Raw genomic sequence first — 22,304 nt, 5'->3', positions numbered from 1 at the left:
AAAATATTATTTGATAATTAAATTAAAGGAGAACAAAATGGATAATAAAGAATTGAACTTAGAAGATAATGAAAAGAAGATAATGAGTTTCTTAGATGAAGATGGTAATAAAATAGACTTTGAAGCTGTAGCAAGAATTTATTTAGAAGAAAAAGAATATTTGTTATTAGCTCCAATGGATGAAAAGAGCGAAGATGTGTATGTTTTTAGAGTAGATAATGTAGATGGAAAAGAAGAATTAAACTTAGTTGAAGATGATAAGGAATTTTTAGCGGTTAAAAAAGAATATAAAAAATTATTATATTAATTGGAGGAGTTTATGAATTATAGTAAGATTATAGAGATATTAGATGAAAATTATTTAACTGAAATTGAAGAATTAAAAAAAGAAGATGGTTTATTCTTGGTAAAATTCTTTTTAGATTTTGATGAAGATGTTTTAAAAGCAGCAAGAAGTTATTCAAATGAAGAAAGTGATTACGAAGAAGAAAGTAATGAATGGTATAAAGAATACTTTATTCCTTACCTTTATGACTATGGTAATGATGAAGTTGTTGATATAATTGAGGAAATAGTTGAAGAGCTAGAAATTTCAGGCGAAGTTATGGCTTTTCAGATTGATCCAGGAAATTGTGAAAATATTAAATTTATGGCATTGTTTACAGAAGAAGAAAGTGATTTATCTATTGAGGATGTTGCAAAAGAGTTTATTTGCTAATTGATAGATACATATGAAAAAAATTCTATTGCATATGAAGCAATTTATGATATAATAAAATCATAAAATAAATCCTGAGATGTGCGCTAAGCTTATAATATTCAACCTACATTATTGATACGGGATTTGCAATAGCTAAAACAATGTCAGGCTTCAGTAATTCACTTTATGTGGCAGGAGAAGGCAGCGGATTAGTGAGCTTAACCCACCTGCGAGCCGCAGGTATGAATATTTAAGTGAACGGCATGTTGGGAGTATATTTGTTAATAATACCTCATGTAATGAGGTGTTTTTTTTATTCAGAAAATATAGAAACTTTTAAGTTAATAGCTTATAAAGTTTCTATATTTTTTGTTTTATAAGGAATTATATTTAACTAATTTATAAATAAAGTAATCATCAAATTCACACATAATAAATAATTAGTAGACTATTTAAGCAACCTTTTTGAAAGGGTTGCTACCAAAGTGTCTTTTTACATATCTTTTATAGATATTCTTTTGTGATTTACTTATTAGCTTGTCCAAATCTTGTGAAAGATAAATTATTAATCTGTTGCTTGGAGAAAGATACCCTAATAAAAAGTTAAGTATAGCTTTCTTTAGTAGTATTTGTCTTCTACATTTCTTTATCATTTTTAGTAGCACCTCCATCTATTTACAAAATACATCGTGTTATAACAATATTATACCAAAAAGTATAAAGATGTAAAATAAATTCATAAAACAAATAACAACAAATTAGTTTAAAATTTTACTGTATCCTTTATCAAAAATTGTAAAAATATCAAATATAATGGAAGGCATATAAAAATATTACATGGATATAAAAAATAACGAGAAAAGAGTTTGTCGAAATTATATAAGTTGATATTGATTTAAATAGAGGGTAAAATATAAGAAAGAATTAAAATTAAAATTAGAATAAAGAGGAGAACTAAAGATGGATTATCAAAGTATGAAAATGGATGATGTAATAAAAAGAATTAATGAACTTTATAAGAAGAGTAAAGAAGAGGGATTAAACGATTTAGAAAAAGAAGAACAACAAATTTTAAGAAGAAGATATATAGATAGTGTAAAAAATAATTTTAGAGCTCAACTAGAAACAGTGGAACCAAAAAAAAGAAATTAAAGGGTGATAAATTTGTCAGTTACAGTTGAAAAAATAATAAAAGATTTTGACATGGAAGTATTGGTTGAAGGGGAAAAAGATGTAGAAATATTTGTAAATGATATAAATAGACCAGGATTACAATTATCAGGATTTTATAATTACTTTGCTCCTGAAAGAATACAAGTAATAGGAAAAGCAGAATGGAGTTTTTTAGAGGCAATGGGCCTTGAACTTCGTAAGAAAAGAATAGATAAGTATTTCAGTTTTAATTTAAAATGTCTAGTGATTACAAGAGATTTAGAACCTCAAGAGGAGTTATTAAAAGCAGCTAAGAAAAATAAAATTTGGCTTATTAGAACTAAATTAGTAACAACAAAACTTATTAGTAAGCTAACTATTTATCTTACAGGACAATTAGCACCAGAAACTAGACTTCATGGAGTATTGGTGGATGTGTATGGAATAGGAATATTGATAACAGGAGAAAGTGGAATTGGCAAAAGTGAAACTGCTTTAGAACTTATAAAAAGAGGTCATAGATTAGTAACTGATGATGCGGTAGATATAAAAGAAATTGATGGAGAGTTAATTGGTAGGTCACCAAGAATTACTATAGGTATGCTTGAAGTAAGAGGAATTGGTATAATAGATGTCGCATCGTTATATGGGTTAAGTTCTATATTACCTGAAAAGGATATACAATTACTTATGCATTTTGAGCATTGGAAAGATGATGGGGATTACGATAGATTAGGATTAAATGATGATCGTCAAGATATATTGGGAGTTAAAGTTAAAAAACTTAGAGTTCCTGTAAGGCCAGGAAGAAATATCGCTGTTATAATAGAGGCTGCGGCTGTAAATTATAGACATTCACTAATGTCTGAGGTTACTCCGGTAGATATAATTGAAAGTAGAATGGATAAGATAATAGAATAATACTTATATTAATAGTATAGGTTTAAAAATACTTATAATAAATAAAATCAGGAGGGCTAATATGGATAAAAAGGAAGATAAAAAAAATCCTTGGTTAAAATATACGGGAGATAAGAAAGATGAATTATTTGATTTTTGTAAAGGATATATAGATTATATGTCTTTATGCAAAACAGAAAGAGAATGTGTTTTAACAAGTATAGATATGGCTGCTGCTCTAGGATATAGAGATTTAGAAGAAGTTATAGAAAATGGGGAGACTTTAAAAGTTGGTGATAAGATATTTATAAATAATAAAGATAAAGCATTAGCACTATTTCTTATAGGTGAAGAGCCAATTGAAAAAGGTATGAGAATAATAGGATCTCACGTAGATTCTCCAAGATTGGATTTAAAGCAAAATCCCCTATATGAAGATTCTAACCTTGCAATGATGGAAACTCATTATTATGGTGGAGTAAAAAAATATCAATGGGTTACATTGCCTTTAGCATTACACGGAGTTGTTGTTAAGAAAGATGGTACCAAAATTGATGTAGTAATTGGTGAAGATAATAATGATCCTGTTGTAGGAATATCTGATCTCTTAATACATTTATCTGCAGATCAACTTCAAAAGAAAGCTAATGTAGTTATTGAAGGTGAAGATTTAAATTTATTAGTTGGAAATATGCCTTTAGAAGGATGCGAAAAGGATGCTGTTAAAGCAAATATTCTTAATATCCTAAAAGAAAAGTATGATTTTGAAGAAGAAGATTTCTTATCAGCTGAAATAGAAGTAGTTCCAGCAGGAAGAGCTAGAGAATATGGATTAGATAGAAGTATGATAATGGCATATGGTCAAGATGATAGGGTTTGTGCTTATACTTCATTAATGGCTCTTTTAGATTTGGATAAAAGCAAATATACTTCAGTAGTATTATTAGTTGATAAAGAAGAAGTAGGAAGCAATGGAGCAACTGGGATGCATTCAAAATTCTTTGAAAATGTTGTAGCTGAAGTTATGGATAGACTTGGAGAATATTCAAGCTTAAAATTAAAAAGAGCATTAGCAAACTCAAAGATGTTATCAGCAGATGTAACAGCTGCTTATGATCCTAATTATCCTTCTGTAATGGAAAAGAAAAATTCTGCATATTTCGGTAAGGGCCTTGTATTTAGTAAATATACAGGCGCAAGAGGAAAATCAGGATGTAATGATGCAAATCCAGAATTTATGGCATGGCTTAGAAATGTTATGGATAAAAATGATGTTTTATTCCAAACAGCTGAACTTGGTAAAGTAGATCAAGGAGGCGGTGGAACGATCGCATATATTTTAGCAGAATATAATATGGAAGTTATCGATTGTGGTGTAGCGCTTCAAAATATGCATGCTCCTTGGGAAGTAGCAAGTAAGTTAGATATCTATGAAACTATGAGAGGATATAAGGCTTTCTTAGAGGAAGAATTAGAATAAATAGTTTAATCAAGAATAGAGTTAAGACTGTATCAATACTAGTATTTTACATATATTGATACAGTTTTATATTTTATTCACATAATTAGATTTTAGTGAATAAAATATATCATAGGCAAGAGGTGATTTACTATGAATTTTGATTGGTCAAGATTTAAGAACTATGGTTTATGGGTTTCTATTCTTGCATTAATTCCAATGATTTTAAGTGCTTTTGGTGTACACATAGTTCCAGAAGAATATCGAACTATAACTCATGCAATATTATCTATATTAGTTGCATTAGGTATAGTTAGTAATCCTACAACTCAATCCAAATGGTTTAATGACGATAAAAGAATAGATAAATAAATTTAAATATAATTATTTATAGAGATATTATTTTTAATAATATCTCTATTTAATTATTAGAAGTATTTGAAAGCCATAATAAATTAATATAAAATTAAGTTATTATATTATTGAAAAGTGAGAGTATATATGAAAATTGGGGAATTTAGTAAGATAAACAAAATAAGTATAGAAACTGTAAGACACTATATGGATTTGGGCCTAATTATACCATATAAGAATGGGTCTCAATATGAATTTAATCAAAAGTGTCAAAAAGAACTTGAAAATATTTTAAATCTAAAATCTTTAGGATTTACATTAAATGAAATAAAATCTATTTTTGTTTATGAGACCTTAGGAAAGCTTAGTATCACTGAAAAAAATAATATTTTACATGATTTATTTACATTAAAGAAAAAGGAAATAAGTAAAAAAATAAATGAACTAGTAGAGATAGAAACTAAATTGACAAAGAAAATAAAAGATATAAATTCAGTAGAGGTAAAAAGAAATTTTAGTTTAGGAATAGATATTAAAAATTTAAATTTATTATCATGTGTTAGTTGCAGAGAAGATTTATACTTAGAAGAAGGCAATATAAAAAACAACCAAATATTAGATGGAAAGTTAAAGTGCACTTGTGGTATTAGCTATAGTGTAAAATCTGGAATATTAATTGTTGATGAGTATGCTGAAAAAAAGAGTAGTGAAGTAAATAACAACATTATTGAAGAGTATATAAAAGAAACCGATGAAAATTATATTTTGAATGTAAGAAAAGGATTAGATTGGGTTCATAATGAGCTTTGTAAGCTTGATTTTAGTGATAAAGTAATCTTAGAAATAGGAAGTGGATTAGGGTTTCTATTAAGAAATTTATATGATGATTTAGATGAGAGTAGCGTATATATTGCTATAGATAATAATATTGAAAAGCATAATTATTTGAAATCATTAATTGAAAGAAGTAATACTAAAAAAAATATAATGTTTATTTGTACAGATTTTAAGTATGTGCCAATAAAGGAAAAGTCCATTGATTTATTTTTAGATTATGGAGGGAGCAGTAATTACTGGTTTGAAAAAAATGATTTTTCTATTAAAGATATATTAAAGTATTTAAAAGAAGATTCATATGTTGGGTTATCGTACATTTTATTTAAAAAATTTGTGTTAAGTAACTCCATAAAAGAAGAAAATAGAAAAAATTTTAATATTAATTATATTAAAGAAGAGCTAAAAAAACATAACTTTAAAATGATATCAGAACAGAAATCAGATTATTTAAACAAACCTAGTATATATGAAGATTATTTTTCAGAAAGTGAAGAAGTTTATTCATATTTGTATTTTGGAAAACGGTAGGGTTAACCCTATCTTTTCTTTTGAGTTTAATAAAAATAAGAATATTAGATACTTGATATGGTGTAAAGGAGAGAGTATAGAATTTTCTAGAGGTGATAAGAATGAAATTTATAAAAAATAAAGGCGATAGAAATGCTCTCTTATTTTATCTAGGAAGCTTAGTATCAATATTTGGGACAACGATATATACTTTTGCAATAAGTTTATATACGTTAAAGATGACTGGATCAAGTGTTAGTTTTTCTACAACATTGATTTTAAGTATAATACCTATAATTATACTAAATCCAATTGTGGGAGTTATGGCTGACAAATTTAATAAGAAAAAATTAGTAGTTACAGCTAATCTATTAAATGGAATATTTCTAGTTATAATATATTTAATAAGCAATTGGAAGGGGTTAAGCATTGGAATTATTTATTTAAGTACTTTTGTTATTAATAGTATAAATATTATATTTGATGTTAGTATAGATTCTTCAATACCTAATATTGTTTCGAAAGAAAAAATAGTTAATATCAATGCAGGAAATCGAATAATAGATTCAATATCCTCTGTACTTGGTCCAGTATTTGGGGGAATAGCTTTTGCTATATTTGATATAGAGTTTTTTATATTAATAAATTCTATTTCATTTTTACTTTCAGCTATTTTAGATACTTTGATTGATTTTAAATATAATACTAATAGTGAATTAGAAGAGAAGCAGGATAAAAGAATTACCATAGGAAATTTGAATTATTTTAAGGAAATAGCAGAAGGTTTTAAATATTTAATAAGCAAAAGATACATTGTTGAGATTCTAGCCCTATTTATAATAGTTAACTTCTTTATTTCTTTCTCGGTTACTATTCCAATACCAATTATTTTAAATAATATATTAGAAATTCCAGCTAAAAGTTTTGGATTAATTCAGGGAGCAATCCCGATAGGTATGATAATAGGCGCATTTATGGTAAAAAAGATCATAGCAAAATATAAGTTGAATAGTATCTTTTCAGTAACAGGAATAATTATGTCTGTGAATATAATATTACTTTCTATCCCACTTTTTATTAATAACATAAATAATATAAATGTATATGTTATTTACTATTTGCTTATAATGATCTTTATGGGAATATGTGTATCTTTAGTTGATATTCCTTTTTCATATACTATGCAAACTAATATAGAAGAAGAATTTAGAGCGAGGTCTTTAAGTTTAACAATAAGTATAGTAAAAGTAGTTGTTCCTATATCATATTTAATATCAGGAGTTTTACTTCAAAATATAGAAGCTTATATAGTAATTTTATTTGGAGGAATTACAGTATTAATAGTAAGTATAATATTCTATAAATATATATCAAAGAAATAAAGAGATGTATAAGACACCTCTTTATTTAGAATGAAAAGTATAAAATTATGATAGTATTTTACATTAGATTATTTTCATTTATATTATTAAGGAGCTGCTACAGACAGCTCTTTAATTATGAGAGAGAACCCAACTTAACATAGAGATTATAGAATCATCTTGAGGAATATTAACATCACCTACACTTCCATGACCTTCATCATTAGGAATTCCATGACAATCTGATCCGCTTGAAATAAATAAATTTCTGTCTTTAGCTAGCCTTAAAAATTTATTTGTATCTTTTTCGGTATTTTTATAATAAATAGCTTCAAGTCCATCAAATCCCAAATCTAATAAATCTTCAACAGGTGTTTTTTTAACCAATACAGGATGTGCTAAAAAAACTAAGGCACCATACTTTTTTAATAGTTTAATACCATCTTTAGTAGAAAGTTTAGTAGATGGAATATAAGCTGGACAATTATTACCTATAAAGTTATCAAATATATAATCATGGTCATAAGGATAACCAGCATCAATTATAGCTTTTGCTATATGAGGTCTTGCAATAGTATCTTTTCCATTAGATAAAACTTTATTTATATCAATTTCAATATTATGATATTTTTTTAGATTATCAACTATCTTATATGCTCTAGAAATTCTTCTTTCTTTAAATTCATTTAATATATTATTAAGTTCCAGATGATCATAATTATCTTTATTAAAGAAGCCTAAAACATGGATTGATTCACCATTATATTCTGTAGAGAGTTCTATTCCAGGAATAAATTTAACATTGAGAGTTTCAGCCTCATTTAAAGCTTCTTTTATACCAGTTAATGTATCGTGATCTGTTAAAGAAATATAGTCTAAGTTCTTTTCTTTTGCCATTTTTACAATATCGCTAGGAGTGAATCTACCATCAGAACAAATAGAATGAATATGCAAATCGCATTTAAACATATATCTTCTCCTTTCAAATTAATAATATATAACTTAGAATTTTAAAGTTATATACTATTATGATATAATTTATTCATTAAAATAATTTTAACATAATAATATTGCTTTTAACACAAAACATGGAGGAGATTTATGCTTTTAATGATAGATAATTATGATTCGTTTGTGTTTAATTTAGTTAGATATATAGAAGAGTTAGGAGAAGATGTTTTAATATATAGAAATGATAAGATAACAATTGAAGAAATAGAAAAGCTAGATATAGATGGAATAATAATTTCTCCAGGCCCTAAGACACCTACTGAAGCAGGGATATCACTAGATATCTTACATAATTTTAAAGGCATTAAGCCTATACTTGGAATATGTCTTGGGCATCAGTGTATAGGTCATTATTTTTCTAGTAGTGTAATAAAAGGAAAAGAGCCTGTGCACGGTAAAATAAGTTATATTAATCATTCAAATAAAGGTGTATTTAAAGATATAAAAAATCCATTAAGAGTCACAAGATATCATTCTCTTATAATAGATGAGAAAAATCTTAGTAGTGATTTAGAAGTTACTAGTTATACTGAAGATAATGTAGTTATGGGGGTTAGACATAAGGAATATCCTATTTTTGGAGTTCAATTCCATCCTGAAGCTGAAATGACAGAAGATGGACATAAAATAATAAAGAATTTTATAGAGATATCAAAGAACTTTAGGGAGGATATGAATGGTTAAAGTAAGAGAAGTTAAAATTAAATTTAATCCTCTTGAGGTTTATAATATTTTTAAGGATGGAGTAAATACGATATTATTAGATTCATCTAAAGAAGATAAAATTTTATCTAAATTTTCATTTATAGGTATAAATCCTTTTATGATTTTTGAGTCCAAAGGACAAGAATTATTTATTAACAAAGTAAAAGTACAAGGTGAACCATTTTGGGTTCTAGAAAGTCTTATAAATAAATATAAATACGATAATAACGAATATGAAAATATACCTCTTATTTCAGGCGCAATTGGATATATATCATATGATACAGGAAGAATATTGGAGAGGATTCCAGATACAAGTAATGAAGATTTTAATATAAGTGATATGAAGTTTATTTTTTATAAGAATATAATAATTTTTGATTTAGAAAATAATAAGCAATACATAACATCAATAAGTGATACTAATTATAATGAAGAGTTAGATTATTTAGAGAAAAAGATAGGTTTAGCAACTGTAATAAAAGAGAAAAATTTTGAATCTATAAATAATAATTTTAAATCTAACTTTGAAAAAGAAGACTATAAAAAAGCAATTACTAAATTAAAAAACTATATTGTAAATGGTGATGTTTATATTGCTAATATGACTCAAAGGTTTTATACGGAAAATGAGGAAGATCCATTTGAAATATATAAAAAATTAAGAACTATAAATAAGGCTCCTTTCTCTGCATATATGAATTTTGAAGATTTTCAAGTAATAAGTTCATCACCTGAAAGATTTATAGAAATAAATAAAGGCAAAGTAGTTACAAGGCCAATAAAAGGGACAAGACCTAGAGGGAAGAATGAAGAAGAGGATATAAAGAATAGTCTAGAACTTATTAATAGCGAAAAAGATAGAGCAGAGTTATTAATGGTAGTAGATCTTGAAAGAAATGATTTAAGCAAGGTATGTAAACCTCACTCTGTAAAAGTAACTGAACTTTTTAAGCTTGAAAAATATGCGACTGTATTCCATTTAGTTTCAACTGTAGAGGGAAGATTAAAGGATAATGTATCTGCAGTGAAGTGTATTAAAGAATGTTTTCCAGGGGGATCTATAACAGGAACACCCAAAATTAGAGCTATGGAAATAATAGAAGAATTAGAGGGGTTAAAAAGAAATCTTTACACAGGTTCTATAGGTTATTTTGATTTTAGAGGAAATGCAGATTTTAATATTGCTATAAGAACAATTATTAAGAAAGATAATAAGGCGTACTTTGGAGTTGGTGGCGGTATAACTTATGATTCTATAGAAGAAGATGAATATAATGAAACACTAGATAAAGCAAAAGCTTTAATGAGGGTATTATAATGAGAAATGTAATAGTTGGAAAAGATAAGATAACTATAGATAGTGGATATTTTTTTGCAAGAGGTGTATTTGAAACTATACTAGTGAAAGAAAAGCCAATATTTTTAGAGAAACATATAAATAGACTTAATAATGGTATTAATACTCTGCAAATTGGAGAATTAGTAGAAGTAGAAGATATTAATAATTTAATAAAAGATTTTAATATAGAGAATTGTGCTTTAAAAATAGTTGTGACAGAAAAAAATATAGTATTAGAAACAAGAGAACTAGTATATAAAAGTGGAGATTATTTAAGAGGATTTTCATTAAAGATAGCAGGGACAATAAAAAATTCAACTTCTAAATTAACATATATAAAATCTATGAACTATTTAGAAAATATTTTAGAAAGAGAAGAAGCTATAAAAGAAGGATATAATGAAGTTATATTTTTAAATGAAAAAGGATATGTATGTGAGGGCAGCTTATCTAATATATTTATTGTGAAGAATGGTACAATCTTTACTCCAAAAGTTAGTAGTGGATTACTTCCAGGGATAGTTAGAGATTATGTTATTAGAAATCACAATGTAATAGAGAAAGAAATAAATTTAGATGAAATAATGAATGCAGATGAAATATTTATAACAAATAGTTTATTAGGTATAATGGGAGTAAGTAAATTTGAAAATAGAATTTTGACAGAAAATAAAATCACAATTAAGATTAGAGAAAAGTATGAAGCACAAATTGAAAACTAGGAGGGGCGTTTAATGATAGATAGAGAAAAAATATTAGAAGGAGTAAAGCTAATATTAGAAGGTATTGGAGAAGATCCAAATAGAGAAGGGCTTTTAGAAACTCCAGATAGAATGGCTAGAATGTATGAAGAAATATTTTCAGGTATAGGACAAGAAGCAAAAGAGGAACTATCAAAAACATTTACTGTTGAGGGCAATGATTTAGTTCTTGAAAAAGATATTACATTTTATTCAATGTGTGAACATCACCTTGTACCTTTTTATGGTAAGGCTCATATTGCTTATATACCAAATGGAAAGGTTGCAGGACTTTCAAAACTTGCAAGATGCGTAGAAGTTTATGCAAAGAAACCACAGTTGCAAGAAAGATTAACAACAGAAGTTGCTGATGCAATAATGAAATATTTAGATGCAGAAGGCGTTATGGTAGTAATTGAAGGTGAACATATGTGTATGACTATGAGAGGTGTAAAAAAGCCAGGAACAAAAACTATTACAACAACGTACAGAGGATGTTTTAAAGACGATTATGAGCTAAGAAAAGAAGTAATGAGCTTATTAAAATAGGAGGTGGGATTTTGCAAAATGTTAACAAGATTCTAAATAGCCCTAAGTATAAAAGCTTATTAAATGAATTAAATGAATTAGAAATAAATAGAGAATTTTGCAATCATACCATTGAGCATTTCTTAGATGTTGCAAGAATTGCGTATATAACTGTACTAGAAAAGGGTTTGAAATATAATAAAGAAGTAATATATGCTATAGCTTTATTACATGATATAGGAAGAGTTTTGCAATATAATGAAGGAATAGATCATCATAAAGGAAGTGCTATAATAGCATCAGAATTATTAGAAGATACAAATTTTAGTAAGGAAGATAAAAATTTAATTATTAAATGTATAAAAGAGCATAGGCAAGAAAGTGATGATGAGCTTTCAAAAATTATATATAAAAGTGATAAGCTTTCAAGAAATTGTTTTAATTGTAAGGCTTATAATGATTGTTATTGGGATGAAGATAAAAAAAATAAAATTATAAGATTATAAAAATACAAGCTAAAGGGGAGAGAAATATGAAGATAGCAAATAAAGTAATAAATTTAGATGAAAGAACTTATGTAATGGGTATACTAAATGTAACACCAGATTCTTTTTCTGATGGTGGAAAATACAATGAAACTCAGGAAGCTGTAAAAAGAGCAAAGCAAATGGTAGAAGAAGGTGCCGATATAATAGATATAGGTGGAGAATCAACAAGACCAGGAGCAGAGTATGTATCTGAAGAAGAAGAAATAAAGAGAGTAGTGCCAATAATTAAAGCTATAAAAAATGAGTTAGATGTTTTAATATCAATAGATACTTATAAAAGTAAAACTGCAGAAGAAGCTATAAAAGCAGGAGCAGATATAATAAATGACGTATGGGGATTTAAAAAAGATAAAAATATGGCTAAAGTAGTAGCAGAATATAATGTACCATGCATACTAATGCATAACAGAGAAGATAAACCTTATACTAATTTAATGAACAATGTATTAGAAGATTTAATAGAAAGTATAAATATAGCTTTAGATGCTGGTGTAAAAAGAGAAAATATTATATTAGACCCAGGCATAGGGTTTGCTAAAACTTATGAGGAAAATTTGATTGTGATGAATAACTTGGAACGAATTGTAAATATAGGGTTCCCTGTTTTACTTGCAACTTCAAGAAAGTCAATGATTGGATTAGCATTAAATTTACCAGTAGATGAGAGAGTAGAAGGAACTATAGCAACTACTGTAATGGGAATAATGAAAGGATGCAAAATCGTTAGAGTGCATGACGTGCTTGAAAATAAAAGAGCTTGCATAATGACAGATAAAATATTAAAAATGAAATAGAGGGAAAACTATGGATAAGTTATATTTAAAAGATGTTGAGATATTTGCAAACCATGGTGTATTTAATGAGGAAAAATCTCTTGGACAAAAATTTATATTATCTTTAGAATTAGATATAGATTTGAGCTTAGCATCTAAAACAGGAGATTTAACAAAGTCAGTTCATTATGGAGAGCTTTGTCATAATATCGAAAATGAATTTCAAAAAGAGAGCTATGATTTAATAGAAACTGCAGCAGAAAAAATAGCAGAATACGTATTATACAATTATGATTTAGTAAAAAATATAAAAGTATATTTAAAAAAACCATGGGCACCAATAGGAAGACATTTAGATACAGCTGCAATTGAAATAAATAGAGGATGGCATAAAGCATATATTGCATTAGGTAGCAATATTGGAGAAAAAGAAGAAAATATAAATATTGCTATAGAAAAAATAAAAAGTAATAAGGAAATAAAATTAGTAAAAAAATCTACTATAATAGAAACAGAGCCATGGGGATATGAAGAGCAAGATAGTTTTAAAAATGCGGTTATAGAAGTAGATACTATATTGAATCCAAATGAGCTTATGACTTTGCTACTAGATATAGAAAAAGATATGAAGAGAGAAAGAATAATTAGATGGGGTCCAAGAGTAATAGATTTAGATATTATCTTTTATGATGATTTAATAACAAGCAATGATTTCGTAACAATACCTCATCCTAGAATGGAAGAAAGAGAATTTGTATTAGCTCCATTAAATGAAATTGCTCCTAATATGATACATCCATTAAATAAAAAAAGAGTGTTTAGAATGTTAGAAGAAATAAAAAAATAAAATAACAAAAAATAATAATAAAAATAGTTTTATAGAATAACATAAGTTAGATTAAAATAGGACAGTAGATAAGTTAGTGTAAAAATAAGAATTTATCTACTGTCTTTTAAATTATCCTTCAAATCCACTTGAAACTTTCTTTATATATTCACAAAACTTATATAAATTATAATAATCAGAGACACCTTCCATGGAAATATTATCCTTATCATATACCCCATCCCAAGGATGAATTGATATTAATTTGTCAGTATATGCATTTATTATATATTTTGCATCTGAGAACTCTATAATTAACTTATACTCAGGAGTAAGATCTTTTTCTATTTCAGCTCCATAGTTTTCATTACTTAATGACTCGATAAATTCAGGTAAAATGCTATGTTCACCTTCATTAACACTATAATACTTATATACATTTAAATCGAAAATTTTAATTGTATAGGATTCGTTATTATTTAGCTTTTCTTGAATTTGATTTGTATAGTAATTATTACTTGGTTTAGACTTTGGTCTTATGTATTGTGAGCTATTAAAATTACAACCAGTAAATAAAAATATAATTAATACAGAAATAGAAGCAAAAAAATATTTCTTCACGATTTACCTCCTCAAATAATAAGTTATATATAAACTTATTCTTATAAAAAAGACTTTAGAACATTTTTACACAAAAGAGAATATAATGAACTAATAACAATTTTCCTTGGAGGCAGGGTGAAATACGGAATAGATATAAATAATACTAGAATTTTAAACGCCATTTCACAAGGATTAAAGGAAAGAGGTAATTTCATTGTAAATTTATCTCAAATTCAAAATAGAAATATAGGGAAAAACTTATTAGAAAAGGTTCTTATAGCCAATATAACAAATATAGATTTTTATGTTGGAATAGAATTTAAAAAAGATATTTCGATGTGTGAAATATTTTATGATAGAAATTCAAAAATTTGCTGTGAAATGGTAGAAAATCTTTTGAAGAATAACCTTAAAAATACGATTTGTGAAAAAGGTGAACATCTTTACTTGCTTAAAAATACAAATGCACCCGGATTATATATAAAGATACCTCTAGAAAATGAAGAGATAATAGAAAAATTATATATAGAAGGAATAGTTAATATATTAGCTAATATTAATTTGTAATGTGTGATAGTAAAAATAATAGTATAAATATGATATGAAAGTTCTTTAAAAACATAATTTCATATCATATTTTTATGAAATTATACAAAGAGATTTTAGTAATAAAAATATTATTTGGGTAGTAGAAATAAGTATCAGTAATAATGGGGAGAGTATTATGCACATAATAGCAACTATAGGACCAAAATCTACAGATAAATGGATTATTAAAGAACTTATAGAAAATGGAGTAGATATATTAAGGTTAAATTGTTCTCATTTTAATAAAGACGAATTTGAATATGTAATAAAATTTTCTAGGGAGATAAAAAGAGATGTACATATACTAGTTGATTTATGTGGGAAAAAGATAAGAGTATCTAAAGATTTAAAATATATATACAAGATTTATAATGGACAAGAAGTGTATTTTTGTGGAGAAGATTTATATAGGAGTATAGATACTTCAAAACTTAATGAAATGAAGCTTATTCCTTTAACAATAGGAACGGAGGAAATAATAAAAAGTGACATTAAATCTATCTCTATGAAGGATAACACTATGAATTTCGAAATTATAGAAGTAGATAAAGGCGTAATAAAAACTAAAGTTATTAGAGGAGGAATTATAAGGGGAGGGAAGGGATGTAATTTATCTAATGTATATGATGATAAAACTTTTTTAAGTGAAGGAGATAAAGAGAATATATTATGGGCGTTAGATAATGATATAGATATAATTTGCCAATCTTTTGTTGAAAGAAAAGAAGATATTAATATAATAAATAAATTAATAAAAGAAAAATATCCAGATAATAAATGTAGACTATGGGCTAAAGTGGAAACACCTACTGGAATAAGTAATATTAAAGAAATTTTAGATGTAGTGGATTCCATTGTTATAGGAAGAGGAGATTTAGTACCTGAGTCAGGTATATTAAATGCTGTAAATCTTCAAGAGCAAGCTATTAATATTATAAAGGAAAGTAATAAAAAAGTTTTTATAGCAACACACTTATTAAATAGCATGAAGAATGGCAATCCTGCAACTTTGCCAGAAATAGAAAGCATTTATAAATTTATCAAATATGGTATTGATGGGTTTTTATTAGCTGGAGAAACTTCTATAGGGAAAGCTCCGATTCAAACTGTTAAGTTCTTAAAAAATGCAATAGAATATTATAGCATAGGTGATATAAATGAGTAAGAAGATAGAAAAAATTATTTATTCAATATTATGGATGCTTTTAGGAGTTGCAATGATTTTATTATTTTTATATGTATATGAATGTGTTTGGTGAGATATATTCTAAAAGATAATATCAATATTTACTATACTTTTAGTTTTAATTATGTAAATTATTAATTAAAACATAGATTTAAATTAAAAATCTTTGAAGTAATTTTCAAAGATTTTTAATTTTTTTTGCCTTCAGTTTTCAAGTTGATATATAGTTTGCTCTGGCATAGAGTAAAGTTAAGAAATAAGTAAAATTATATATTTGATCTTTTTATTACAAAAGATTCATCTAAAAGATTCATAAGTTTAAAATTCTTACGATAAATATAAAGAAACGTATTTAATATATATTTGATTTAAAATGATATAAAGGTGGGAAGAAAATGTACAATATATTACATGTAGAGCAAAGTAGTTTTTTTTCTAAATTAGTAGAGAAAATTGTTAAAGAAAAAGGACATAAGTATATTAATGTAAATGGTTTTAATGAGGCAAGAGAAGTATTAAATTCGCAAAATGTTAGTCTTATAATATCATCATTATATGCTAATGGTGGAGATATTGAAGAGTTTGTAGGAGTAGTAAATAAAAGGTTTGATATTCCTATTTTTATAGTTACTAGTGAAGATATGGATGATAAAAGAAAAGATTTGGTTAATCTTGGTATAAGTGAATATATACTAAAAAAAGATTTAGAAGAAGAAATTAGAAATTATTTAGATAATATTTTTAGAGCTGACGAGTATATGAGGGATCTTCAAGAAGCTAATATTGCAATAGTTGAGGATAACGAATTTTTTATAGAGTTTGAAAGAGAAATATTAAGGAGTAGAAAAATATATAACGTAGATTATTATAAAGACGGGAAATCATTAATAGATAGTAAGAAGAAGTATGATATTTATTTAATAGATATTATTCTGCAAAATGAATTTGGCAAGGATTTAATTAGAAAAATAAGAAGAAGTAATATAGATGCATCAATTATAGCAGTAACTGCATTAGATAATAATAAAGCATTGTCTAAAATTTTAGATTGTGGTGCTGATGATTTTATAACTAAGCCAATAGATGAAGAATTATTCATAGCCAAGCTAAAATCTAATGTAAGGATATATAGTCTTCAAAAAAAGCTAAATAAATTTATTGAAAATTAATTTTCTTAAGGGAAAAGAAATATTTTCTTATAGTTTTTGTAACAGTACTGACATAAAAACATAGTAATATATGTATATAGTTGTTAGCGCAGCTTAGCAATTAATAATTTATCCCCTTAATAAAAAAAATGATATCCGTGATTGGATATCATTTTTTTTAGTATATTATTCTCTGCAAAAGCTTTCACAATTAGTTTGGCTATATAATTTAGCATCATTTCCTGAAACATTTATAGAGTTTAATGAACACAACTGATTTTCGTTATATTTACAGCTATTAACTTTACATACTAAACAACTACAAGGATCTCCTTCATCATAAACATTATTAGTTAAATTTCCATAAGTATATCTATCTAAGAATGATCCACAACATGTATCAGATTCAACATCTGAATTCTTCCCAACAACGTTTATACGATTAGCAAAACAAATGTTTTCTTTGTTATGAGAACAATTATTTGCACTACAATAAATTTTTTGCATTGAAATCTCTCCTTCTTAATGATTATTAATTAAAATATCTATCTAATAAGCCTTTGAATGCACATCCATGTCTAGCTTCATCTTTACACATTTCATGAACTGTATCATGAATAGCATCAAGGTTTTGTTGCTTAGCTAAATCAGCAAGTTTCTTTTTACCATCACAAGCACCATATTCAGCTTCAACTCTAGCTTGTAAATTTGCTTTTGTATCTGGAACAACAACTTCACCTAAAAGCTCTGCAAATTTAGAAGCATGTTCAGCTTCTTCATAAGCAATTCTTTTATATGCCTCGGCAACTTCTGGATATCCTTCACGATCTGCTTGACGTGACATAGCTAAGTACATTCCAACTTCAGTACATTCACCTGTAAAGTTAGCTCTAAGTGCTTCTAAAATTTCTGGATCAAGGTCACTTCCAGTACCAATCTTATGTTGATCTGCCCATTTCATTTCATCAGTGATTTCTTGAAATTTTTCAGGACCTACTTTACAGACAGGACAAAATTCTGGTGGTGCATCTCCTTCATGGATATAGCCACAAACAGTACAAACAAACTTTTTCATTTAGAATCCTCCTTAAAATAAATTTAGATAATAATCTAAAATATAGTAATAGTATTTACTAAATGCCTTAAAAAATACATAATTAATAAAAAGTAATATTTTAATCATAAAATTCAGGAGATGAGAATATTTACTTAAAGTAAATTAACATAATTTAAAATAAGAGTAGATTAAACTTTGGGGGGAAGGAAGAGTAAGTAAAGCTCATTTTAGCAATAATATAAAATAGTAAGACTATAATATTATAATTAATAAATGAAAAAGTCATACTAAGTATAAAATAATAAACTTAGTATAACTTTTTACTAATTTAAAATAGCTCATAAATATCAGATAATTCTCTTATAATTTTTTCGTCATCTATGAAGTATTTAAAATCACTATTTTTTAATGATTGTTTTTTAGGTTGGGTTGGTAAATTAACTATTAATTCAGTGCCGTTAGTATATTCATCATTAACAATAATAAATCCTCCATGCATTTCAACTAGCCCTTTTGTTATTGATAATCCAATGCCGCTTCCTTCAGTATTTCTGGAGAGGGTATCATCTACTTTAAAAAACTTATCAAAGATAAGATTTTTTAGATTACTTGGTATTCCTATGCCGTCATCTCTTACAATTATTTTAGTAAAATTGTTATTGGAGTTAATTTTCACTAAAATATTGCCATTAGGATTAGTAAATTTTATTGCATTTGATAGAAGATTTAGCAATATTTTTTCTAATGCATAAGTATCTAAATTCATATATAATTTTTCAACATTGGTATCAAAAGTGACATTAAGTTTTTTGTATCTTGTATAGGGTATTATAGATAAGGTTAAATCTTCAATAAAAGATACTATATCTAGAGTTACAAGATTTAATTTAGCTGATCCAGAATCAATTTTAGTTATATCTATTAAATTGTTTATTAATTTCAACATTCTTAAACAATTTTGTCTTACACTTTTTTCATATTTAAAAAAGTATTCCTTTATTGAATCAGGATCTCTATCTTTTAAAGAACTTATAAGCTGCACAGAAGAATAAATTATATTAATAGGAGTTCTAAGTTCGTGACTAAGATTAGAAAAGAAGTCGTTCTTAATTGAGTGATAACATTTTAGATTTTCATAATCATCAAATAATTGAATGTAAATATCAGAATTTTTATCTATATTGTAGCTTTCGAGAGTTTCTGTTGAAGCTTTAAGATAATTAAGGGCTTCTTTATAGTTTTCAAGAGCTTCAAAATCTTTATAAATTAATTTATATGAATTTATTGTATTCATATTTTTATATTTTTCAGAATAAAGCAATGATTTCTTGTGATGGAATAATGCATTATCATAGTCATTTAATCTATAAAATAAATTTCCATATGCTATTTCTAGCCAATAATCAAATTCCATGAACTTAAACTTTGTAATATTACTTTTATATATATAGTATGCATTGTCTAAGTAGTAAAATAAGTCATTTAATGATGGATCAATGATAGAGTCATCAGTTTGAGATATTTTATATTGGACTAGTAATAAATTATATTTTATAAGATAAGAATCAATATGATAAATATCTAACTTATAAATGCTTTTTTCAATAATATTAAATAGTTTATTTATATCATCTAGATTTTCATTGGATTTCATATATATTTGTAATAACTTAATATAGATGTCCATTTTAATATTAACAGGTAATGAAAGATCATAATTGTTTAAAATATTTTTATATAAATTTGTACTATCCTTAAATTTATATAATTGCATATTGACTGAGGCTATATGATAGTTTGCCAAAATTTCTATTTCATTTTGATTATTAATTTTTGAAATATATAAAGCTTTATTTAAAAGTTTAATTGATATATTATTTAAACTTAGATATTTATAATATATAATTCCAAGCATTAAATATGCTTGAGAGGAATATTTGTATTCATGTTCTGATAAAATTTTAAAGGAACTATCGATATTATTATATAAGTAAAGATCAAATTTATATATTTTTAAGTTTATAATAGAAGTATTTATATAAAGAAAAAGTAAAAGTTCAAATTGGTTAGTATCTTCTAAAAATGATTTACTTAAATTAAAATATTTTTTTTGTAATTCCATATTATTTATTTTTAAATTAGTAAGAGATAAAGAAATATACAAGGCTCCCATAATGAATGAATCCTTTATAAATTCTTTACTTTGAATCAATTCATTAAATATGTTTATAGCGCAAAAATATTCTTCTAATTTTTCATTACAAAGTCCAATTATAAGTTTTATCATAGATTGTTCGCTTTTATTAATTTTATTATTAATTAATCTATTTTCCATATCCTCAGATAAATCTTCAAGATAATTTCTTTTTATAAATAGATTTGGAGTAAAAAGTAAATTATTTATTGTATCTATATAAAAATTATTAGAGTTAGTTATTATTCCTTTATTAACAATTTCCATTTATATTACCTCCGCGAAATGACGAATTCATATAATATTTTACCATATATACAATTTTTTGTATAATATTTATGAAAAAAATGATGAAAAAGTTATGATTTTGGAATAAAACGATACTATTTAGTATGTATATATGCTTAACATAAATATAATAGAGATTATGATAAAGAGTATAAGCTTAATTCCTATTCTTTCTATTATTAAGTATAAAAGATATGCATATTTAAAATGCGTAATAAAAATAAATGTTGCAATATAGTTATATATTCATATTATAAAGAAAGTGTTAATTATAATATGGAGGATGCTGCTATGAAAAGAATAATATATAGTGTTTTATCTAATATGTTATCTCGTAGTGAAAATATGAAGAATACAAAAGCTGAATTATCTTCATCAAATAAATTTCCATATAAAATAGAAGTTATAGCAGAAAACTTATTTGTTCCTTGGGCAATAGACATAAGCAATAATGGAAAAATATATTTTACAGAAAGATTAGGTACAGTTAGGATAATTGAAAATGGTAAACTTAAGGAAGAGCCATTAATTAGATTTACTTCACCTTTCATTAGTAAAGGAGAAGATGGATTGATGGGAATTGCATTAGATCCAAATCATTTAGAAAATAATTATATTTATGTAATGCATTCATATTTAGAAGGAAATAAAATATATAATCGTGTTGTTAGATTAATTGAAAGAAATAACAATGCATTTATTGATAAAATTATTCTAGATAAAATTCCAGGTGGAGAATTTCATAATGGAGGACGTATAAAGATAGGGAAGGATAAGAAATTATATATATCAACAGGAGATGCAGAAAATCCTAATTTAGCACAAGATGTTAGAAGCTTAGCAGGAAAGATATTAAGGATAGAGTTAGATGGAAGTATTCCTAGGGATAATCCAATTAAAAACTCACCAATTTATAGTTTAGGACATAGAAATCCACAAGGATTAGCATGGAATTCAAGTAATATGCTATATGAATCAGAGCATGGACAAACAGCACATGATGAGATAAATATTATAAAACCTGGAGCTAACTATGGATGGCCATTAGTACAGGGAGATGAAACTTCTAATGAAATAAAAGTACAGTCACCATTTATTCAAAGTGGAGATATAACTTGGGCGCCATCAGGAATGACTTTTATAAATAAAGGCCCGTGGATAGGTAAATTACTAGTAGCAAATTTACATGGAGAACAGTTACTTGTAATATCATTAGATTCAAAGGGAACATTAGTAACTAACATAGATTCATTATTTAGAAATAAGTATGGACGATTACGAGAAGCTATTCAAAGTGAGGAGGGATCTATTTATATTACAACAAGTAATAGGGATGGAAGAGGAAATATCAATTTTGGAGACGATAAAATTATAAGATTAGTTCCTAGGTAAGTTAAAATAATAAAGAGATTTCGAATAATATATTATATATTTTAAATTAAGGGGCATTTGTATATAGCCCCTTTAGTATTAGAAAATAAATTCATAACAAGCAAT

25 protein-coding genes and 1 other RNA gene are annotated in these 22,304 nt (G+C 26.0%); 20 read left to right on the top strand and 6 right to left on the bottom strand.

All coding sequences use genetic code 11. From position 1 onward, the window contains the following. The first annotated feature begins 37 nt into the window (after positions 1 to 37). From I2A75_RS09400 to ssrS, 3 genes are all read left to right on the top strand, one after another. Positions 38 to 307 (top strand): DUF1292 domain-containing protein, encoded by a 270-nt coding sequence (locus I2A75_RS09400; RefSeq protein WP_195264216.1) that lies wholly within the window; start codon positions 38 to 40, stop codon positions 305 to 307. A gap of 12 nt (positions 308 to 319) precedes the next feature. Continuing rightward, entirely contained in the window at positions 320 to 718 is a 399-nt protein-coding gene (locus I2A75_RS09395; protein WP_195264215.1) for a hypothetical protein, read from the top strand. A gap of 68 nt (positions 719 to 786) precedes the next feature. Then, a non-coding RNA gene (gene ssrS / locus I2A75_RS09390) (6S RNA) lies at positions 787 to 977 on the top strand. Positions 978 to 1,152: 175 nt separating this feature from the next. Here ssrS and I2A75_RS09385 read toward each other — a convergent pair. Then, positions 1,153 to 1,353, bottom strand: coding sequence for a hypothetical protein (locus tag I2A75_RS09385; RefSeq protein ID WP_195264214.1), 201 nt, complete (start codon positions 1,351 to 1,353; stop codon positions 1,153 to 1,155). Positions 1,354 to 1,660: 307 nt separating this feature from the next. On the opposite strand from I2A75_RS09385, the gene I2A75_RS09380 reads away from it, so the two are divergent. From I2A75_RS09380 to I2A75_RS09355, 6 genes are all read left to right on the top strand, one after another. Further along, positions 1,661 to 1,852, top strand: coding sequence for a DUF896 domain-containing protein (locus I2A75_RS09380; protein ID WP_195264213.1), 192 nt, complete (start codon positions 1,661 to 1,663; stop codon positions 1,850 to 1,852). Between the two features lie 12 nt (positions 1,853 to 1,864). Continuing rightward, entirely contained in the window at positions 1,865 to 2,773 is a 909-nt protein-coding gene (hprK, locus tag I2A75_RS09375; protein ID WP_195264247.1) for an HPr(Ser) kinase/phosphatase, read from the top strand. A gap of 61 nt (positions 2,774 to 2,834) precedes the next feature. Continuing rightward, positions 2,835 to 4,232 (top strand): aminopeptidase, encoded by a 1,398-nt coding sequence (locus tag I2A75_RS09370; protein WP_195264212.1) that lies wholly within the window; start codon positions 2,835 to 2,837, stop codon positions 4,230 to 4,232. A 132-nt stretch (positions 4,233 to 4,364) separates the two neighbouring features. Then, positions 4,365 to 4,583, top strand: coding sequence for a phage holin (locus I2A75_RS09365; RefSeq protein ID WP_195264211.1), 219 nt, complete (start codon positions 4,365 to 4,367; stop codon positions 4,581 to 4,583). Positions 4,584 to 4,712: 129 nt separating this feature from the next. After that, a complete protein-coding gene (locus I2A75_RS09360) occupies positions 4,713 to 5,930 on the top strand; it encodes a MerR family transcriptional regulator (RefSeq protein WP_195264210.1) in 1,218 nt (405 codons plus the stop codon). A 101-nt stretch (positions 5,931 to 6,031) separates the two neighbouring features. Further along, entirely contained in the window at positions 6,032 to 7,291 is a 1,260-nt protein-coding gene (locus I2A75_RS09355) for an MFS transporter (protein ID WP_195264209.1), read from the top strand. A 111-nt stretch (positions 7,292 to 7,402) separates the two neighbouring features. On the opposite strand, the gene I2A75_RS09350 is transcribed toward I2A75_RS09355, so the two are convergent. Next, complete coding sequence (locus tag I2A75_RS09350) at positions 7,403 to 8,239, bottom strand: PHP domain-containing protein (protein ID WP_195264208.1); 837 nt, start codon at positions 8,237 to 8,239, stop codon at positions 7,403 to 7,405. Between the two features lie 132 nt (positions 8,240 to 8,371). Between I2A75_RS09350 and I2A75_RS09345 the strand changes: the two genes are divergently transcribed. The 7 genes from I2A75_RS09345 to folK are packed head-to-tail and all read left to right on the top strand — an operon-like array spanning position 8,372 to position 13,764. Then, on the top strand, positions 8,372 to 8,965 hold the full coding sequence (locus tag I2A75_RS09345) for an aminodeoxychorismate/anthranilate synthase component II (RefSeq protein WP_195264207.1): 594 nt from the start codon (positions 8,372 to 8,374) through the stop codon (positions 8,963 to 8,965). Beyond that, positions 8,958 to 10,307, top strand: a complete 1,350-nt coding sequence (gene pabB / locus I2A75_RS09340) for an aminodeoxychorismate synthase component I (RefSeq protein WP_195264206.1) — start codon at positions 8,958 to 8,960, stop codon at positions 10,305 to 10,307. Before I2A75_RS09345 ends, pabB begins: the two co-directional genes overlap by 8 nt. Further along, positions 10,307 to 11,050, top strand: coding sequence for an aminotransferase class IV (locus tag I2A75_RS09335; RefSeq protein WP_195264205.1), 744 nt, complete (start codon positions 10,307 to 10,309; stop codon positions 11,048 to 11,050). The genes pabB and I2A75_RS09335 overlap by 1 nt, the downstream gene beginning before the upstream one ends. A gap of 12 nt (positions 11,051 to 11,062) precedes the next feature. After that, positions 11,063 to 11,617, top strand: coding sequence for a GTP cyclohydrolase I FolE (gene folE / locus I2A75_RS09330; protein WP_195264204.1), 555 nt, complete (start codon positions 11,063 to 11,065; stop codon positions 11,615 to 11,617). A gap of 11 nt (positions 11,618 to 11,628) precedes the next feature. Further along, the gene (locus tag I2A75_RS09325; RefSeq protein WP_195264203.1) at positions 11,629 to 12,102 is read left to right on the top strand and encodes an HD domain-containing protein; all 474 of its coding nucleotides are present in this window, start codon (positions 11,629 to 11,631) and stop codon (positions 12,100 to 12,102) included. Between the two features lie 26 nt (positions 12,103 to 12,128). Beyond that, positions 12,129 to 12,938 carry a dihydropteroate synthase gene (folP, locus tag I2A75_RS09320; RefSeq protein WP_195264202.1) on the top strand — a complete coding sequence of 270 codons (810 nt, stop codon included), beginning with the start codon at positions 12,129 to 12,131 and terminating at the stop codon, positions 12,936 to 12,938. A 10-nt stretch (positions 12,939 to 12,948) separates the two neighbouring features. Then, complete coding sequence (folK, locus tag I2A75_RS09315; RefSeq protein ID WP_195264201.1) at positions 12,949 to 13,764, top strand: 2-amino-4-hydroxy-6-hydroxymethyldihydropteridine diphosphokinase; 816 nt, start codon at positions 12,949 to 12,951, stop codon at positions 13,762 to 13,764. Positions 13,765 to 13,875: 111 nt separating this feature from the next. Here the strand turns inward: folK and I2A75_RS09310 are convergent, their stop codons facing one another. After that, complete coding sequence (locus I2A75_RS09310) at positions 13,876 to 14,364, bottom strand: DUF4883 family protein (RefSeq protein WP_195264200.1); 489 nt, start codon at positions 14,362 to 14,364, stop codon at positions 13,876 to 13,878. A gap of 117 nt (positions 14,365 to 14,481) precedes the next feature. Between I2A75_RS09310 and I2A75_RS09305 the strand changes: the two genes are divergently transcribed. The 3 genes from I2A75_RS09305 (at position 14,482) to I2A75_RS09295 (ending at position 17,289) form a co-directional block, all read left to right on the top strand. Beyond that, positions 14,482 to 14,913 carry a hypothetical protein gene (locus tag I2A75_RS09305; RefSeq protein WP_195264199.1) on the top strand — a complete coding sequence of 144 codons (432 nt, stop codon included), beginning with the start codon at positions 14,482 to 14,484 and terminating at the stop codon, positions 14,911 to 14,913. Between the two features lie 157 nt (positions 14,914 to 15,070). Next, complete coding sequence (locus tag I2A75_RS09300; protein ID WP_195264198.1) at positions 15,071 to 16,099, top strand: pyruvate kinase; 1,029 nt, start codon at positions 15,071 to 15,073, stop codon at positions 16,097 to 16,099. Between the two features lie 416 nt (positions 16,100 to 16,515). Further along, complete coding sequence (locus tag I2A75_RS09295) at positions 16,516 to 17,289, top strand: response regulator (protein ID WP_195264197.1); 774 nt, start codon at positions 16,516 to 16,518, stop codon at positions 17,287 to 17,289. A gap of 165 nt (positions 17,290 to 17,454) precedes the next feature. On the opposite strand, the gene I2A75_RS09290 is transcribed toward I2A75_RS09295, so the two are convergent. The 3 genes from I2A75_RS09290 to I2A75_RS09280 all read right to left on the bottom strand — a co-directional run bounded on the left by I2A75_RS09290 (position 17,455) and on the right by I2A75_RS09280 (position 20,786). Further along, the gene (locus I2A75_RS09290) at positions 17,455 to 17,775 is read right to left on the bottom strand and encodes a DUF1540 domain-containing protein (RefSeq protein WP_195264196.1); all 321 of its coding nucleotides are present in this window, start codon (positions 17,773 to 17,775) and stop codon (positions 17,455 to 17,457) included. A gap of 25 nt (positions 17,776 to 17,800) precedes the next feature. Beyond that, a complete protein-coding gene (locus I2A75_RS09285; RefSeq protein WP_195264195.1) occupies positions 17,801 to 18,343 on the bottom strand; it encodes an NADH peroxidase in 543 nt (180 codons plus the stop codon). A 310-nt stretch (positions 18,344 to 18,653) separates the two neighbouring features. Further along, positions 18,654 to 20,786, bottom strand: a complete 2,133-nt coding sequence (locus I2A75_RS09280) for a tetratricopeptide repeat-containing sensor histidine kinase (protein ID WP_195264194.1) — start codon at positions 20,784 to 20,786, stop codon at positions 18,654 to 18,656. A 312-nt stretch (positions 20,787 to 21,098) separates the two neighbouring features. On the opposite strand from I2A75_RS09280, the gene I2A75_RS09275 reads away from it, so the two are divergent. Further along, on the top strand, positions 21,099 to 22,199 hold the full coding sequence (locus I2A75_RS09275) for a PQQ-dependent sugar dehydrogenase (RefSeq protein WP_195264193.1): 1,101 nt from the start codon (positions 21,099 to 21,101) through the stop codon (positions 22,197 to 22,199). Positions 22,200 to 22,304: the final 105 nt, after the last annotated feature.

The sequence above is a fragment of the Clostridium sp. 1001275B_160808_H3 genome (genome assembly GCF_015550425.1).
GTDB lineage: Bacteria > Bacillota > Clostridia > Clostridiales > Clostridiaceae > Clostridium.
Note: the sequence above shows the minus strand (reverse complement) of the source record. Positions and strands in the feature narration are given on the sequence as shown.